Source organism: Streptomyces sp. NPDC059567, assembly GCF_042735655.1.
Classification (GTDB): Bacteria; Actinomycetota; Actinomycetes; order Streptomycetales; family Streptomycetaceae; genus Streptomyces.
Genome location: NZ_JBHWBS010000027.1, coordinates 37,121 through 51,964, shown reverse-complemented (window position 1 = coordinate 51,964; position 14,844 = coordinate 37,121). Strand labels below are relative to the sequence as shown.

The following is a 14,844-nucleotide window of genomic DNA, read 5'->3' as shown; positions in this document are numbered from 1 at the left end:
AGTTGAACAGAGAGGCGGTCTTCCATGAACCTGCCGACCACCGGACGGCGTGTCCTCGTCAGCGGTGCCTCCCGGGGACTCGGCCGCGCGGTCGCCCAGGCGTTCGCCGCCAACGGCGACCGGGTCGCGGTCCATTACGGCTCCCGGGCCGACGAGGCCCGCGAGACCCTGGATTCCCTGGCCGGCTCCGGCCATGTCCTGACCGGCGGTGACCTCGCGGATCCGGCCGGCGCGGCGGCCGTGGCGGACGCGGCGGCGGACGCGCTGGGCGGGATCGACGTGCTGGTGAACAACGCGGCGGTGAACATCCGCCACCCGCTCGCGGAGACGCCGTACGAGGAGTGGGTCGACGTGTGGCAGCGGCACGTGGCCGTGAACCTGCTCGCCACCGCGAATCTGAGCCATCTGGCGGCACGGCGGATGATCGAGCAGGGCGGGGGCGGAAGGATCGTCAACATCGGCTCGCGCGGTGCGTTCCGCGGCGAGCCGGACCACCCGGCCTACGGGGCGACCAAGGCCGCCGTCCACGCGCTGGGCCAGTCCCTGGCGGTCTCCCTGGCGCCGCACGGCATCGGGGTGGCCTCCGTCGCCCCGGGCTTCTTCGCCACCGAACGCGTGGCTCCGCGCCTCACGGGCCCCGAGGGCGACGCGATCCGCGCCCAGAGCCCGTTCCAGCGCGTGGCCACCCCCGAGGAGATCGCGAAGGCGGTCCTCTGGCTCGCCTCCCCGGAGGCCGAATGGTCCTCGGGCACGATCCTGGACCTCAACGGCGCGTCGTACCTGCGTACATGAGACCGCCGGGCAGCGGGGCAGACCGACGCTCCTGTGCGCCGGGCCCCGACCCGTCAGGGTTCCGAAGACCCCGGACCGCGCCCGGGGGGCCTAGCCGACGCCCCGGGCGCCGGGCCGCGCTCCCGCGGGTCACCTTCCAGCCCGCGACTTTGCCTTGAACGCCGCGGGGCGGGGCCGGGGAAGACCCCGGACCTCGCCCGGGGGGCCTAGTCGACGCCCCGGGTGCCGGACCGCGCTCCCGCAGGTCAGCTTCCGGCCCGCGACCTCGCCTTGAACGCCGCCTTGCGGGCCTCCTTCGCCGTGGTCTTGTCGCGGTGCAGGCGGCCCATCGCCTCCAGGACCTCGGCCGTCGCCGGGTGCTCGACCCGCCACGCCGCGTCGAAGAAGCCGCTGTGCCGGCCCGTCAGGCCCTCGATCAGGTCCCGGAGCTCCTCCAGGTCGCCGTCCGCGTCCAGCTGCGCCGCGATCGTGTCGATCGCCAGCCAGAAGATCATCGACTCCGGCGGCGCCGGGATGTCCGCCGCGCCGCGCTCCGCCAGCCAGACCCGGGCGAGCCCGCCCAACTCCGCGTCGTCCAGCACCTCCCGTACCGCGGGCTCCGCCGCCACGCCCACCAGCGAGAGCGCCTGCTGGCAGTGAAGGCGGCGCAGTGGCGAGCCGGCGTCCACGCCGCGCGCCGCGCCGAGCAGCTCGCGCGCGGCGGTCACCTCGTCCCGGCCCGCCAGCCAGCCCACCGTCTCCGCGCGCGCCGCCGCCTCGGGGTAGATCGCCAGTCCGTCGAGGAGCACGTCCGCACCCTTGTCGGCCAGATCACCGACGGCCGGCGCGTCCACGCCCGCCTCCAGCATCCGGGCCCGTACGCCGTAGAGCCCCAGCGGGGTCAGCTTGACCATCCCGTACCGGGTGACGTCCTCGTCGTCGACCTCGTCGATCTGCGGGGCGGGCTCCTCGCCCTCCTCGGCCATCAACGCCTCGTCGACGGGCTGGTACTCGACGAGCCCGATCGGCTCAAGGAGACGGAACTGGTCGTCGAGGCGCATCATCGCCTCGGAGACCTGCTCCAGTACGTCGTCGGTGGGCTCGCCCATGTCCTCCGGGACGATCATCGACGCGGCGAGCGCCGGCAGCGGCACCGCGCTGTCGCCCGGTCCGCCCTCGCCGACCGTCAGCAGGTACAGGTTGCCGAGCACGCCCTCCAGGAACTCGGCCTCCTCCTCTGGGTTCCAGTCGAGGAGCTCGAAGTCGATCTCGCCGTCCTCGCCGATGACCTCGGCCAGGTCGTCGAGCACGGGCGCGGTCGCGTCGGCGAACACCACGTCCAGTCCGTCGAGCCAGATCCCGAGGATGTCGAGCGGCGCACCGCCGGTGAGGACGGCGAGGTTCGCTCCGGTGCTCACGGCGCCGGGGGTGTCGTCGTCGCCGTCCTCGACGTCCACGAGTCCCGTGTCGACGGCCAGCCGCCACGCCTCGCTCGCGTACGCGGCGCCGTCCTCGTCCGCTGCGAGCCCCAACACCTCGGCGGCGGCGGGAAGTTGTTCGTCGACGAGTTCCCCTCCCGCGCCGACCAGGGTCTGCGGGCCAGCCCAGCGGGCGAGGCGCGCCGCCCGGGCCAGGAGGGGGGCGGCCAGGGCGGCCCGTGCCAGCTCCGCGTCCGAGTGCAGCTGAACGGGGGGCAGGGTGGGACGGTCCGGTGCCATCTGGGGTCTTCTCCTCGAAGGGCGCGTCGGGGTCGACGGTGCTGGCGAACGGCCTTCAGGGTAGACGCATTTCCCGGGTGGACCGCCGGTTCACGGAGCCGTCAGCCTTCGTACACCCGTCGACCCTTGACAAGTCCACCGCTCAGCCAAGAGATTGACGCGCGTAGATACATCGACCGTTTCTCCAAGCGTCTCCGGAGCTCCTTGATGCCTTCCTCCATACCGAGATCCGCGGCTGTGGCCGCCGTCGTAACGGCCGCGCTCGCGGCCGGACTCCTCGCGGGCTCCTCCGCCTCGGCGGAGACCACGGCGGACACAGCCGCCGTCCGCGTCCACGACATCCAGGGCACCACCCGGGTCTCGCCCCTCGTCGGCCAGCAGGTCACCGGCGTCACGGGCATCGTGACCGGCGTCCGGACCTACGGTTCGCGCGGTTTCTGGATCCAGGACCCGCAGGCCGACGACAACCCGGCCACCAGCGAGGGCCTCTTCGTCTTCACGAGCTCCGTCCCGACCGTCGCCGTCGGCGACGCGGTCAGCGTGAACGGTACGGTCGGCGAGTACGTCCCCGGCGGCCTGAACTCCGGCAACCAGTCGCTGACGCAGCTCTCCAAGCCCACCGTCACCGTGGTCTCCTCCGGCAACCCGGTCCCGGCCCCCGTGACGATCTCGGCCTGGTCCGTGCCCTCCGCGTACGCCCCCGAGGGCGACCCGGCGGCCGGCGGCTCCATCAACGGCCTGACCCTGGAGCCGAAGCGGTACGCCCTGGACTACTACGAGTCCCTGGAGGGCACCAACGTCCGCGTCGGCTCCTCGCGCGTGGTGGGCGCCACCGACCCGTACTCCGAGCTGTGGGTCACGGTGAAGCCCTGGGAGAACCGCAACTGGCGCGGCGGCACGGTCTACGGCTCGTACACCTCGCAGAACACCGGCCGGCTCCAGATCCAGTCGCTGACGCCGATCGCCCAGCAGCCCTTCCCCAAGGCGAACGTCGGCGACGTGCTCTCCGGCACGACCGAGGGTCCGCTGGACTTCAACCAGTTCGGCGGCTACACGCTGACCGCGCGCACCCTGGGCACGGTCGTCGACCGCGGCCTGGAGCGCGAGACCACGGACAAGCAGCACAGGAACGAGCTGGCGGTCGCGACGTACAACGTCGAGAACCTCGACCCGTCCGACCCGCAGGAGAAGTTCGACGCGCTGGCCGCGGCCGTGGTGGACAACCTCGCCTCGCCCGACATCCTGGCCCTGGAGGAGATCCAGGACAACAACGGCGCCAAGAACGACGGCACGGTCGCGGCCGACCAGACGCTGAAGAAGTTCACGGACGCGATCGTGGCCGCGGGCGGTCCTGCGTACGAGTGGCGCTCGGTCGACCCGGAGAACAACAAGGACGGCGGCGAGCCCGGCGGCAACATCCGCCAGGCCTTCCTCTTCAACCCGGAGCGGGTCTCCTTCACCGACCGCGCGGGCGGCGACGCGGCGACCGCGACGGACGTGGTCGCCGCCGCGAAGGGCCGCGCCGAGCTGACCCTCTCCCCCGGCCGGATCGACCCGGCGAACACCGCCTGGGAGAACAGCCGCAAGCCGCTGGCGGGCGAGTTCACCTTCCGTGGCCGCACGGTCTTCGTGATCGCCAACCACTTCGGCTCCAAGGGCGGTGACGAGTCGCTGGTCGCGCACCGCCAGCCGCCGAACCGTTCCTCCGAAGCCAAGCGGCTCCTCCAGGCGCAGGCCGTCAACGCCTTCGTCAAGGACGTCCTCGCCATCGAGAAGAACGCCGATGTCGTCGTCCTCGGCGACATCAACGACTTCGAGTTCTCGGAGACGACGAAGGCGCTGACGGACGGCGGGGCGCTCTACCCGGCCGTGAAGTCGCTGCCGCGCAGCGAGCGCTACTCGTACGTCTTCCAGGGCAACAGCCAGGTTCTCGACCAGATCCTGACCAGCCCGGGGATCCGTCACTTCGAGTACGACAGCGTCCACATCAACGCGGAGTTCGCGGACCAGAACAGCGACCACGACCCGCAGGTGCTGCGCTTCCGCCCGTAGCACCGCACGCCGCACGCCCGCGCCGAGACCCGGCGCGGGCGTGTGCCGTCGTGGTCGGCACCCCGCGTCGGCAGCGGCCCCGTGGCCCGTGGGAGACTCCGCCGCGTGATCCTTCACCCCGCCACCCGCCCCGAACTGCCCGCCGTCCTCGCGCTCCTCGCCGACGAGGAGAAGGTCGTCGACCCCGGCTCGGTCGTCGTCACACCGGCGTACGAGCGGGCCTTCGCGGACATCGCGGACGATCCGCGCAACGAGATGCTGGTGCTCGTCGACGGGGATCTGGTCGTGGGGTGTCTGCAGGCGACGTACATCCCCGGTCTCGGCAAGGGCGGGGCCGAGCGGGCCCTGATCGAGGCCGTGCGGATCCGGGCGGACCGGCGTGGCGGTGGGCTCGGCCGGGAGTTGATGGTGCGGGCGGTGGAGCGTGCGCGCGCACGCGGCTGCGCACTCGTCCAGCTGACCAGCAACAAGGAGCGGACCGAGGCCCACCGCTTCTACGCCTCGCTGGGCTTCGCATGCAGCCACGACGGCTTCAAGCTCGCGCTCTAGCCGAGCAGGTGCCCTCCGCCGTCGACGAGCAGGACCTCGCCGGTGATGTACGAGGCATGGGTGAGGTCGAAGACGGCGCCGGCGATGTCCTCGGGCCGTCCCACCCGGCGGAGCGGTACCGCCCCCGCCACATGGGCCTTGGCCTCGTCCGCGCCCTCGACCCCGTCGAACCAAGGGGTGTCGATGAAGCCCGGCGCGACCGCGTTGACCCGGACCTCCGGGCCGAGGGTCTTGGCCAGCAGCTTCGTCATGTGGTTGACGGCCGCCTTGGAGACCGCGTACGGGATGGAGCTGCCGCCGGGGCGGACGCCGGCTCTCTCCATGTCCTCCTGTCGCGCAGGGAGATCATGCCAGAACACCCATTCTTCAGGGATGCTTACCCCTCACCCCAAGAAGAACTAAGTGGACCTTCAGTATCGCGCCCCGCAGACTTTCTCGATGAGCACTGAACGCCCCTTCGGCCGGGCCCTCTGCGCGATGATCACGCCCTTCACCGCCTCCGGCGAGCTGGATCTCGACGTGGCCCGCGAGCATGCTGCCCATCTGGTGTCCGAGGGCTGCGACGGGCTCGTCCTCAACGGCACCACCGGTGAGTCACCGACCACCACGGACGCCGAGAAGGCGGCCCTGATCGAGGCCGTACGCGAGGCCGTCGGCCCCGGCCCCTCGGTCCTCGCGGGCGTCGGCACCTCCGACACCCGGCACACGGCCGAGCTGGCACGCCAGGCCGAGAAGGCGGGTGCGGACGGGCTCCTGGTCGTCACCCCCTACTACAGCAGGCCGCCGCAGGACGCCGTCGAGGCGCACTTCCGCAAGGTCGCGGACGCGACCGGTCTGCCGGTGATGCTGTACGACATCCCCGGCCGCACGGGCACCCGGATCGAGCCGGAGACGATGCTGCGGCTCGCCGCCCACCCGAGGATCGTCGCGGTCAAGGACTGCGCCTACGACCTGCTCGGCTCCACCAAGGTGATCGCCCGCACCTCGCTGGCGTACTACTCCGGCTGCGAGGAGATGAACCTCCCGCTGTACGCGGTGGGCGGCGCCGGGTTCGTCAGCACGGTGGCCAACGTGGCGCCGCGTCAGATGCGGGCCGTCCTCGACGCCTTCGACGCGGGGGACACCGCCGGGGCGGCCCGGCTCAACGCGCTGACCATGCCGCTCTCCGAGCTGATGATGGCCTCCGGTCTGCCGGGCACGGTGACCGCGAAGGCGCTCCTCGGCGACTTCGTCCGGGAACCGCTGCAGCCCGCCGACCTGGAGACGGTCGACGGGCTGCGGACGGCGTACGAGGATCTGGCTCAGTCGAACACGTAGGTGGTGCCGAAGAGCGCCGCGTGCTCCAGGACGTCCTCCAGCGGGTCGTCGATCTGACCGGTGTGGAGAGTGAGGCTGGGCCCGTTCGAGACGTACGGACCGTTGTGGGTCCGGGTGTGCGTCTCGTTCGCGGAGGCGGCCGCGGCCGGAAGGAGCACCGCCGCCACGGTCAGCGCTCCGACGATGGTGGGCCTCGTCCTCATGTCGACTCCTCGCCTTGTCTGCTCGTGTGGCTCAACGTCGTACCGATAACGCAGCGTCACACGAGCAGGTCACGGCTCAGTTGTGGCTGTGCAGGATCTCGTTGAGCCCGCCCCACACCGCGTTGTTCGGGCGGGCCTCGACGGCTCCGGTCACCGAGTTGCGGCGGAAGAGGATGTTGTCGCCCCCGGAGAGGTCGCGGGCCTTGACGATCTCGCCGTCGGGCATCGTGACGCGCGTACCGGCGGTGACGTACAGACCGGCCTCGACGACGCACTCGTCGCCCAGCGCGATGCCGACGCCCGCCTCGGCGCCGATCAGGCAGCGCTCGCCGATGGAGATGATGACGTTGCCGCCGCCGGAGAGGGTGCCCATGGTGGAGGCGCCGCCGCCGATGTCGGAGCCGTCGCCGACGACGACACCGGCGGAGATGCGGCCCTCGACCATCGAGGTGCCCAGCGTGCCGGCGTTGAAGTTGACGAAGCCCTCGTGCATGACGGTCGTACCGGCGGCGAGGTGCGCGCCGAGCCGCACGCGGTCGGCGTCGGCGATGCGGACGCCGGCGGGGACGACGTAGTCGGTCATCCGCGGGAACTTGTCGATCGAGGTCACCTGGAGGTGCAGGCCCTCGGCGCGCGCGTTGAGGCGCACCTTCTCGATGTCGTCGACGGCCACCGGGCCGAGCGAGGTCCAGGCGACGTTGGCCAGCAGGCCGAAGACACCGTCGAGGCTCTGGCCGTGCGGCTTGACCAGCCGGTGGCTCAGCAGGTGCAGGCGCAGGTACGCGTCGTGGGCGTCGAGCGGCTTGTCGTCGAGCGAGGAGATGACGGTGCGGACGGCGACCACCTCGACGCCACGACGGGCGTCCACGCCGAGGGCCTTGGCCGCGCCCTCACCGAGGGCGTTGACGGCGGCGTCGGGGGTGAGCCGCTCGGTTCCGGCGGGCCCGGGCGCGTCGGTCAGCTCGGGGGCGGGGAACCAGGTGTCGAGAACGGTGCCGTCACCGGCGATGGTGGCGAGGCCGGCGGCGACGGCGCCGGTGGTGCGAGGAGCAGTGGTCATGCGGAAAACCTAACGGTCGGGGCCCCGCCCGGGCCAACCGGTCTCAGGTGTCGGTCGAGCCGCCTGGCGAATCCGCCAACCCCCGCGCCACGGCCCTCGTCGGATCGACCGGCCCGGTCGGAGACCGTCCGGCACCCCCGGGCCTCGCCGCTAGCCGGCTCCCTCGACCGCGCCACCGAGCGCGGCGCCCTGTACGGGTCGTACCGCGAGGACGCGCGACAGCATCTCGCGGGCGTACTCCTCGTCGTATTGCATGCCGGTCAGCAGGACCTGGAGGCAGATGCCGTCCATGAGGGCGACCAGGGCTCGGGCGGTGACCGGGTCCGTGCGCCGGGAGAGGGCCTCGGCGACGGCGTCCGTCCACTCCGCCGCGACCGGCCGCAGCGCGGGGCGGCGCAGGGCGGCGAGGTAGAGCTCGTACTCCAGCTCCACCCCGGTCCGCTCGCCGGCGATCCACTGCCCCATGTGCCGGGCGAGCTCGCCCGCGAGGTCGGTCTCGGGGTCGGCGAGCGCGCCGCTCTCGCGCAGTTCCCGCCCGAACCCCTCGTTGGCCTGGCGGAGCGCGGCGACGAGCAGTTCGTCGAGGGAGGCGAAGTGGTACGTCGTGGAGCCGAGCGGGACGTCGGCCTCCGCGGCGACCGTCCGGTGGCTCAGCCCCTCGATACCCCGGGCGCCGACCACGCGCAGCGCGGCGTCGACGATCCGCTGCCGCCGCTCGGGGTCGTGGCGGCGGGGGCGGGCCATCAGTGGGCTCCGCCCATGTTGAGCACGAGGACCCCCGCGATGATCAGGAGCACCCCGGCGACCTTGGCGACGCTGAACGTCTCGTTCATGAAGAGGATGCCGATGACGGCGACCGCCGCGGTGCCCACGCCCGACCAGATCGCGTACGCCGTGCCGACCTGGAGGGTCTTGAGCGCCTGCGCGAGCAACGCGAAGGCGATCACATAGCCCGTGGCCGTGACGATCGACGGCCAGGTCTTCGAGAAACCCTCGCTGTACTTCATGGAGACCGTGGCGACGATCTCCGCGGTGATGGCTCCCGCCAGCAGTCCGTATCCCATGCGTACAAGCGTACACAACGATATGTACGGGCGTACACAACGCCTCCGGCTACGGTGTGCGCATGACATATGCCTCGGGGCCGTACGGCTACGGCTACGCTCCCCCGCCACCCCCGCCGCAGCCCGGCGTGATACCCCTCGCGCCGCTGGGGCTCAGCCAGCTCCTGACCGGCGCGTTCACCACCATCGGCCGCTACTGGAAGCAGCTGTTCGGCGTCGCCGCGGCCGCGTACGGCGGGGCGCTGCTGCTGCTCGCCACGGCCCTCGGCATCGCGTACGCCCTGGTCTCCGACCATCTGCCCGGGGTCTTCGATCTGCCGAGCGGACAGGACCCCAGCTGGGAGGACGGCCGGCCGCTGCTCATCGCCTTCGGCTGTGTGTGGCTGATCGCCATGGTCGGGATGCTGGTCGCGAGCGCCGTCGTCTACGCGGCGTGCCCGGCGGTCGTCCAGGAGGCGGTCCTCGGCCGTCGGACGACCTTCGGCGCGGTCTGGCGCCGTGCCTGGTCACGGATGCCCGCGGTGGTGGCCACGGTCTTCCTGACCACGCTGATCATGATGGCCCCCATCGTCCTCTTCGCGCTGGCCATGATCGGCTTCATGGTGGCCCTCTTCTCGGCCCTGTCGAACGCGAGCACCGGGTCGGGCTCGGCCGAGATGTCGCCCGGCCTGGCCGTCGTCGCCCTGCTCGTCGCCCTGGCCGCCATGCCGCTGGCCACCTGGATCTGGGTGAAGCTCAGCCTCGCCCCCTCGGCCGCCGTCTTCGAGGGGCAGGGAGCGGCGGCGGCGATGCGCCGCTCCAGCGCGCTGGTCAGCGGCTCGTGGTGGCGGATCTTCGGCACGCTGCTGGTCGCGGGCGTCATGGCCGCGATGGTGAACTGGCTGATGCAGCAGGTCTTCAGCCTGCTGATCCAGCTCCCCGGCTCGTTCATGGAACCGTCCGACGCGGACTCCGCGAGCGAACTGCTGCTGGCCCTCGCACCGGTCCTGGTGTTCGTCGTCCTCGGCTCGATGGTGGCGCAGGCCGTCTGCTCGGTCTTCCCGCCCCTGGTCACCGCTCTCGTCTACGTCGACCAGCGCATCCGCAAGGAGAACCTCGCCCCCGCCCTCCTCGAGGCTGCGGCCGAGCCGCCCCCGTTCAGTCGATGAGGGACCGCTTCGGGCGCAGCACGCAGAACTCGTTCCCCTCGGGATCGGCGAGGACGACCCAGGTCGCGTCCTCGCCCTGACCGACGTCGATCCGCCGGGCCCCGAGGGCGAGGATCCTCTCGACCTCGGCGTCCTGGTCGTCGGGCGTCAGGTCGATGTGCAGCCGGTTCTTGACGGTCTTGGACTCGGGGACGGGGAGGAAGCACATCCCCGGCAGGGCGGAGGCGTCGGCACCGATGACGATCTCGCCCTCGGCCTCGAAGAGGATCTTCCAGTCCAGCACCCGCGACCAGAAGCGCGCCTGAGCGGGCAGGTCGTGGGCGTCGACGGCGAGTTGATACATGCGAACGGCCATGCCCGCCAGTCTGCCTGGAAAGCATGGCCGTTCGAAGGTGCGAAACGGTCAGACGTTGAAACCGAGCGCGCGCAGCTGCTCGCGACCGTCGTCCGTGATCTTGTCCGGACCCCACGGCGGCATCCAGACCCAGTTGATCTTCAGCTCGCTGGCGATGCCGTCGGTGGCGGCCTTCGCCTGGTCCTCGATCACATCGGTCAGCGGACAGGCCGCCGACGTCAGGGTCATGTCCAGCGTGACGACATTGGTGTCGTCGATGTGGATGCCGTAGATCAGGCCGAGGTTGACCACGTCGATGCCCAGCTCGGGGTCGACGACGTCGTACAGCGCCTCGCGGATCTCTTCTTCGGAGGCCGGCTTCATCGTGGCCTCGGCGTTCTCGGTCATGCCGACTTCCTCTCCGCGTCACCCAGAGCCTGGGCCGTCGCGTCCTTCCACGCCATCCAGCTGAGCAGCGCGCACTTCACCCGGGCCGGGTACTTGGAGACACCCGCGAACGCGACCGCGTCCTCCAGGATCTCCTCCATCGCGTCGTCCGGCTCGATCTGGCCCTTGGACTGCATCAGCTCCAGGAACGTGCCCTGGATCTTCTGCGCCTCGGCCAGCTCCTTGCCGACGAGCAGCTCGTTCAGGACCGAGGCCGAAGCCTGGCTGATCGAGCAGCCCTGACCCTCGTAACTGACGTCCTCGATGCGCGAGCCGTCGTACTTCACCCGGAGCGTGATCTCGTCGCCGCACGTCGGGTTCACGTGGTGCACCTCGGCGTCGCCGTCCCGAAGACCGCGCCCGTGCGGGTGCTTGTAATGGTCCAGGATGACGTCCTGGTACATCGAATCGAGCTTCACGAGATCCCCTAGCCGAAGAAGTTCCGTACGTGCTCCAGACCCTCGACCAGGGCGTCGACCTCGGCCGGGGTGGAGTACAGATAGAACGACGCCCGCGTGGTCGCAGGAATTCCGTACCGCAGGCAGACCGGCCGCGCGCAGTGGTGGCCGACCCGGACCGCGATGCCCTGCTCGTCGAGAACCTGGCCCACGTCGTGCGGGTGGATGTCGCCGAGCACGAAGGAGATCGCCGCGCCGCGGTCCTCGGCCGTGGTGGGGCCGATGATCCGCAGGTCCGGAACCTCCTGGAGGCGACGGACGGCGTACTCGGTGATCGCGTGCTCGTGGCGCGCGATGTTCTCCATGCCGATCGCCGACAGGTAGTCCACGGCCGCGCCGAGGCCGACGGCCTGGGCGATCGGGGGCGTACCCGCCTCGAACTTGTGCGGAGCCGGCGCGTACGTCGACGAGTGCATCGAGACGGTCTCGATCATCTCGCCGCCGCCGAGGAACGGAGGCAGGTCTTCCAGCAGCTCCTGCCGTCCCCACAGCACACCGATGCCGGTCGGGCCGACCATCTTGTGGCCGGTGAAGGCCACGAAGTCGGCCTGCAGCGCCTGCACGTCGAGCACCATGTGCGGGGCCGCCTGCGAGGCGTCGATGCAGACCAGCGCACCGACCTCCTGCGCACGCCGGATGATCGTCTCGACCGGGTTGATCGTGCCCAGCAGGTTCGAGACCAGCGTGAACGAGACGATCTTGGTCTTCTCGGTGATGACCTCTTCGATGTTCGAGAGGTCGAGACGACCGTCGTCGGTGAGGCCGAACCACTTCAGCTTCGCGCCGGTGCGCTGCGAGAGCAGCTGCCACGGCACGATGTTGGAGTGGTGCTCCATCTCCGTGATGGCGATCTCGGTCTCGTGGTCCACGCGGTAGGGCTCGTCGGCCCAGCCCAGCATGTTGGCCACGAGGTTGAGCGACTCGGAGGCGTTCTTGGTGAAGATCACCTCGTCGCGGCTCGGCGCGTTGATGAACGCCGCGACCTTGTCACGGGCGCCCTCGTACAGCGCCGTCGCCTCCTCGGCGACCGTGTAGACGCCGCGGTGGACATTGGCGTTGTGGCGCTCGTAATAGGTGTTGAGCGCGTCGAGCACCTGGCGCGGCTTCTGCGAGGTCGCCGCGGAGTCCAGGTACACGATCTTCTTGCCGTCGTGGACCACGCGATCCAGGAGCGGGAAGTCCTTGCGGATCGCCTCGGTGTCGAGGAGGCCGGAGAGCCCCTGATGGGCAGATGTCACGCGGATGCGCCACCCTTCACGTACTTGTCGTAGCCCTCGTTCTCCAGCTGGTCGGCGAGCTCGGCGCCGCCGGACTCGGCGATGCGGCCGTTCGCGAACACGTGCACGAAGTCGGGCTTGATGTAGCGCAGGATGCGCGTGTAGTGAGTGATCAGCAGGGTGCCGACCTCGCCGGTCTCACGGACGCGGTTGACGCCCTCGGAGACGATGCGGAGCGCGTCGACGTCAAGGCCGGAGTCGGTCTCGTCGAGGATCGCGATCTTCGGCTTCAGAAGCTCCAGCTGGAGGATCTCGTGGCGCTTCTTCTCACCGCCGGAGAAGCCCTCGTTGACGTTGCGCTCGGCGAAGGCCGGGTCCATCTGGAGCTTCTCCATGGCCTCCTTGACCTCCTTCACCCAGGTACGCAGCTTGGGGGCCTCGCCGCGGACGGCGGTGGCGGAGGTGCGCAGGAAGTTGGAGACCGAGACACCGGGGACCTCGACCGGGTACTGCATGGCCAGGAAGACACCGGCGCGGGCGCGCTCGTCGACCGACATCTCCAGGACGTCCTCGCCGTCCAGGGTCACGGTGCCACCGGTGATCGTGTACTTCGGGTGGCCGGCGAGGGAGTACGCCAGGGTCGACTTGCCGGAGCCGTTGGGGCCCATGATGGCGTGGGTCTCGCCCTGCTTCACGGTCAGGTCGACGCCCTTGAGGATCTCACGGGGGCCGTTCTCGGCCTCGACGGAGACGTGCAGGTCGCGGATTTCAAGCGTTGCCATGGGTGACTCAGGACTCCTGGGTGACGGAGACGAGCACATCGTCCCCTTCGATCTTTACGGGGTATACGGGGACGGGGCGCGTCGCGGGAAGGCCGGACGGCTTGCCGGTGCGGAGGTCGAAGCTGGAGCCGTGCAGCCAGCACTCGATGGAGCAGTCCTCGACCTCGCCCTCCGAGAGGGAGACGTTGGCGTGCGAGCAGATGTCGTTGATCGCGAACACCTCGCCCTCGGTGTGCACGACCGACACCGGCGTGCCGTCGACCTCGACCCGCTTCGGGGTGTCGGTCTCCAGCTCGCTCAGCGCGCAGACTCGGACGAAGGCCATCAGACGGACGCCTCCAGCTCGGCCTCGATCTTGGCGATGAGGCGCTCCTGGACGTCCGGCAGACCGATCTGCTGGACCAGCTCGGCGAAGAAGCCGCGGACGACGAGGCGGCGGGCCTCGGTCTCCGGGACGCCGCGGGACATCAGGTAGAAGAGCTGCTCGTCGTCGAAGCGACCGGTGGCCGAGGCGTGACCGGCGCCGGCGATCTCGCCGGTCTCGATCTCCAGGTTCGGCACGGAGTCGACGCGGGCGCCGTCCGTCAGGACCAGGTTCCGGTTGAGCTCGTACGTGTCGGTGCCCTCGGCGGCGGCCTGGATGAGGACGTCACCGATCCAGACCGCGTGGGCGTCCTGACCCTGCAGCGCGCCCTTGTAGGCCACGTTGGACTTGCAGTGCGGCGTGTTGTGGTCGACCAGGAGGCGGTGCTCCTGGTGCTGGCCGGCGTCGGTGAAGTAGAGCCCGAAGAGCTCGGCCTCGCCGCCGGGGGCCGCGTACCGCACGCGCGGGTGGATGCGGACGACGTCGCCGCCGAAGGTGACCACGACGGACTTGAAGGAGGCGTCACGGCCGACCAGCGCGTTGTGCTGGGCGACGTGGACGGCCTTCTCGTCCCAGTCCTGGACGGAGACGACGGTGAGCTTGGCGCCGTCGCCGAGGAGGTACTCGACGTTGGCGGCGAGCACCGCGTCGCCGGTGTGGTCGATGACCACGACGGCCTCGGCGAACGCGCCGAGCTCGATCACCTGGTGGCCGAAGGCGACGCCGCCCTCGCCGTGCACGGTGACCCGGATCGGCTCGCTGAGGACGGCCTCCTTGGCGACGGTGACGACCGAGGCCTTCTCGAAGGAGGTGTACGCCTGGGCGGCGACGCGGTCGACGGGCATGCCGGCCTTGCCGAGCCGCGCGTCGTCACGGCCGACGGTCTCCACGGTGACGCCCTCGGGGGCCTCGATCTCGACCTTGACGCCCTCGCCGGACGCGACCGCGGTGCCGTCGTGCAGACCTCGCAGCCGCTCCAGCGGCGTGAACCGCCACTCCTCCTCGCGACCGTGCGGGACGGGGAAGTCCGCGACGTCGAAGGACGGGGGCGCGCTCATGCGCGTGGCGACGGTGGACTCGGCGGCCACCGCGATCGAGCCGGCGGTGGTGGAGCCCGCCGGGATGTTCTGAGCCTCAGCCATGGCTGTCGTCTTGCTCTCTTCCTGCCTCGTCGTGCTTGCCCGCCTGTGCCGGGCGGCCGGTGGCGGCGGCGCCTGGGGCACCGTCCGCGGCCGCGCCGCCCGGCGGCGTGCTCGCGGGGCTCAGCGGCTGAGCCCGGGGGTCGTCGTTTGCCGGTCCGTGTGGGGGGGGGGCGTCGGGGGGGGGGCGGAGCCGGCGCGGGGCGCCCCGCGCCGGGCCC

The 14,844-nt window shown here is 70.9% G+C and carries 17 protein-coding genes and 1 pseudogene; 5 read left to right on the top strand and 13 right to left on the bottom strand.

Translation table 11 applies throughout. The features are described from left to right. Window positions 1–24: 24 nt before the first annotated feature. On the top strand, window positions 25–792 hold the full coding sequence (locus tag ACFVZW_RS15170; protein WP_384521073.1) for an SDR family NAD(P)-dependent oxidoreductase: 768 nt from the start codon (window positions 25–27) through the stop codon (window positions 790–792). Window positions 793–1,037: 245 nt separating this feature from the next. On the opposite strand, the gene ACFVZW_RS15165 is transcribed toward ACFVZW_RS15170, so the two are convergent. Continuing rightward, complete coding sequence (locus ACFVZW_RS15165; protein ID WP_384521070.1) at window positions 1,038–2,489, bottom strand: hypothetical protein; 1,452 nt, start codon at window positions 2,487–2,489, stop codon at window positions 1,038–1,040. A gap of 207 nt (window positions 2,490–2,696) precedes the next feature. On the opposite strand from ACFVZW_RS15165, the gene ACFVZW_RS15160 reads away from it, so the two are divergent. Both ACFVZW_RS15160 and ACFVZW_RS15155 read left to right on the top strand, forming a co-directional pair. Then, window positions 2,697–4,541, top strand: coding sequence for an endonuclease/exonuclease/phosphatase family protein (locus ACFVZW_RS15160; RefSeq protein WP_384521067.1), 1,845 nt, complete (start codon window positions 2,697–2,699; stop codon window positions 4,539–4,541). Window positions 4,542–4,646: 105 nt separating this feature from the next. Beyond that, window positions 4,647–5,090 carry a GNAT family N-acetyltransferase gene (locus tag ACFVZW_RS15155; RefSeq protein ID WP_384521064.1) on the top strand — a complete coding sequence of 148 codons (444 nt, stop codon included), beginning with the start codon at window positions 4,647–4,649 and terminating at the stop codon, window positions 5,088–5,090. On the opposite strand, the pseudogene ACFVZW_RS15150 reads toward ACFVZW_RS15155, so the two are convergent. After that, window positions 5,087–5,407: pseudogene (locus tag ACFVZW_RS15150) on the bottom strand (SDR family NAD(P)-dependent oxidoreductase); the annotation flags it as partial. The gene ACFVZW_RS15155 and the pseudogene ACFVZW_RS15150 sit on opposite strands and share 4 nt — an antisense overlap. Window positions 5,408–5,528: 121 nt before the next feature. Between ACFVZW_RS15150 and dapA the strand changes: the two are divergent. Continuing rightward, window positions 5,529–6,407, top strand: a complete 879-nt coding sequence (gene dapA, locus ACFVZW_RS15145; RefSeq protein ID WP_384521061.1) for a 4-hydroxy-tetrahydrodipicolinate synthase — start codon at window positions 5,529–5,531, stop codon at window positions 6,405–6,407. On the opposite strand, the gene ACFVZW_RS15140 is transcribed toward dapA, so the two are convergent. The 4 genes from ACFVZW_RS15140 to ACFVZW_RS15125 all read right to left on the bottom strand — a co-directional run bounded on the left by ACFVZW_RS15140 (window position 6,392) and on the right by ACFVZW_RS15125 (window position 8,734). Beyond that, entirely contained in the window at window positions 6,392–6,610 is a 219-nt protein-coding gene (locus ACFVZW_RS15140; protein WP_384521058.1) for a hypothetical protein, read from the bottom strand. The two genes, dapA and ACFVZW_RS15140, sit on opposite strands and share 16 nt — an antisense overlap. 76 nt (window positions 6,611–6,686) lie before the next feature. Then, window positions 6,687–7,670, bottom strand: a complete 984-nt coding sequence (dapD, locus tag ACFVZW_RS15135; protein ID WP_352186255.1) for a 2,3,4,5-tetrahydropyridine-2,6-dicarboxylate N-succinyltransferase — start codon at window positions 7,668–7,670, stop codon at window positions 6,687–6,689. A 150-nt stretch (window positions 7,671–7,820) separates the two neighbouring features. Continuing rightward, window positions 7,821–8,414, bottom strand: a complete 594-nt coding sequence (locus ACFVZW_RS15130; RefSeq protein WP_384521055.1) for a TetR/AcrR family transcriptional regulator — start codon at window positions 8,412–8,414, stop codon at window positions 7,821–7,823. Beyond that, window positions 8,414–8,734 (bottom strand): DMT family transporter, encoded by a 321-nt coding sequence (locus ACFVZW_RS15125; protein ID WP_384521052.1) that lies wholly within the window; start codon window positions 8,732–8,734, stop codon window positions 8,414–8,416. The genes ACFVZW_RS15130 and ACFVZW_RS15125 overlap by 1 nt, the downstream gene beginning before the upstream one ends. A gap of 62 nt (window positions 8,735–8,796) precedes the next feature. Between ACFVZW_RS15125 and ACFVZW_RS15120 the strand changes: the two genes are divergently transcribed. Continuing rightward, window positions 8,797–9,882 (top strand): oxidoreductase, encoded by a 1,086-nt coding sequence (locus ACFVZW_RS15120; protein WP_384521050.1) that lies wholly within the window; start codon window positions 8,797–8,799, stop codon window positions 9,880–9,882. On the opposite strand, the gene ACFVZW_RS15115 is transcribed toward ACFVZW_RS15120, so the two are convergent. Genes ACFVZW_RS15115 through sufD form a run of 7 tightly spaced genes read right to left on the bottom strand, consistent with a single transcriptional unit; the run spans window position 9,872 to window position 14,626 of the window. Continuing rightward, window positions 9,872–10,237, bottom strand: a complete 366-nt coding sequence (locus ACFVZW_RS15115; RefSeq protein ID WP_384521048.1) for a VOC family protein — start codon at window positions 10,235–10,237, stop codon at window positions 9,872–9,874. The two genes, ACFVZW_RS15120 and ACFVZW_RS15115, sit on opposite strands and share 11 nt — an antisense overlap. Before the next feature lie 48 nt (window positions 10,238–10,285). Then, complete coding sequence (locus tag ACFVZW_RS15110) at window positions 10,286–10,624, bottom strand: metal-sulfur cluster assembly factor (protein ID WP_362367104.1); 339 nt, start codon at window positions 10,622–10,624, stop codon at window positions 10,286–10,288. Beyond that, a complete protein-coding gene (sufU, locus tag ACFVZW_RS15105; RefSeq protein ID WP_017238621.1) occupies window positions 10,621–11,082 on the bottom strand; it encodes a Fe-S cluster assembly sulfur transfer protein SufU in 462 nt (153 codons plus the stop codon). The genes ACFVZW_RS15110 and sufU overlap by 4 nt, the downstream gene beginning before the upstream one ends. A gap of 8 nt (window positions 11,083–11,090) precedes the next feature. After that, a complete protein-coding gene (locus ACFVZW_RS15100; RefSeq protein WP_329121975.1) occupies window positions 11,091–12,359 on the bottom strand; it encodes a cysteine desulfurase in 1,269 nt (422 codons plus the stop codon). After that, complete coding sequence (gene sufC / locus ACFVZW_RS15095; protein WP_384521045.1) at window positions 12,356–13,120, bottom strand: Fe-S cluster assembly ATPase SufC; 765 nt, start codon at window positions 13,118–13,120, stop codon at window positions 12,356–12,358. The genes ACFVZW_RS15100 and sufC overlap by 4 nt, the downstream gene beginning before the upstream one ends. 7 nt (window positions 13,121–13,127) lie before the next feature. Beyond that, complete coding sequence (locus ACFVZW_RS15090; protein ID WP_329121971.1) at window positions 13,128–13,445, bottom strand: bifunctional 3-phenylpropionate/cinnamic acid dioxygenase ferredoxin subunit; 318 nt, start codon at window positions 13,443–13,445, stop codon at window positions 13,128–13,130. After that, a complete protein-coding gene (gene sufD / locus ACFVZW_RS15085) occupies window positions 13,445–14,626 on the bottom strand; it encodes a Fe-S cluster assembly protein SufD (protein ID WP_384521043.1) in 1,182 nt (393 codons plus the stop codon). Before sufD ends, ACFVZW_RS15090 begins: the two co-directional genes overlap by 1 nt. Window positions 14,627–14,844: the final 218 nt, after the last annotated feature.

Excerpts from the sequence above, each read along its gene's own strand:
- dapA (WP_384521061.1), top strand. The coding sequence starts at position 5,529 with ATGAGCACTGAACGCCCCTTCGGCCGGGCCCTCTGCGCGATGATCACG.
- ACFVZW_RS15125 (WP_384521052.1), bottom strand. The coding sequence starts at position 8,734 with ATGGGATACGGACTGCTGGCGGGAGCCATCACCGCGGAGATCGTCGCC.
- dapD (WP_352186255.1), bottom strand. The coding sequence starts at position 7,670 with ATGACCACTGCTCCTCGCACCACCGGCGCCGTCGCCGCCGGCCTCGCC.
- ACFVZW_RS15170 (WP_384521073.1), top strand. The coding sequence starts at position 25 with ATGAACCTGCCGACCACCGGACGGCGTGTCCTCGTCAGCGGTGCCTCC.
- ACFVZW_RS15160 (WP_384521067.1), top strand. The coding sequence starts at position 2,697 with ATGCCTTCCTCCATACCGAGATCCGCGGCTGTGGCCGCCGTCGTAACG.
- ACFVZW_RS15115 (WP_384521048.1), bottom strand. The coding sequence starts at position 10,237 with ATGGCCGTTCGCATGTATCAACTCGCCGTCGACGCCCACGACCTGCCC.
- ACFVZW_RS15090 (WP_329121971.1), bottom strand. The coding sequence starts at position 13,445 with ATGGCCTTCGTCCGAGTCTGCGCGCTGAGCGAGCTGGAGACCGACACC.
- ACFVZW_RS15110 (WP_362367104.1), bottom strand. The coding sequence starts at position 10,624 with ATGACCGAGAACGCCGAGGCCACGATGAAGCCGGCCTCCGAAGAAGAG.
- ACFVZW_RS15130 (WP_384521055.1), bottom strand. The coding sequence starts at position 8,414 with ATGGCCCGCCCCCGCCGCCACGACCCCGAGCGGCGGCAGCGGATCGTC.
- sufC (WP_384521045.1), bottom strand. The coding sequence starts at position 13,120 with ATGGCAACGCTTGAAATCCGCGACCTGCACGTCTCCGTCGAGGCCGAG.
- sufD (WP_384521043.1), bottom strand. The coding sequence starts at position 14,626 with ATGGCTGAGGCTCAGAACATCCCGGCGGGCTCCACCACCGCCGGCTCG.
- ACFVZW_RS15165 (WP_384521070.1), bottom strand. The coding sequence starts at position 2,489 with ATGGCACCGGACCGTCCCACCCTGCCCCCCGTTCAGCTGCACTCGGAC.
- ACFVZW_RS15120 (WP_384521050.1), top strand. The coding sequence starts at position 8,797 with ATGACATATGCCTCGGGGCCGTACGGCTACGGCTACGCTCCCCCGCCA.
- ACFVZW_RS15140 (WP_384521058.1), bottom strand. The coding sequence starts at position 6,610 with ATGAGGACGAGGCCCACCATCGTCGGAGCGCTGACCGTGGCGGCGGTG.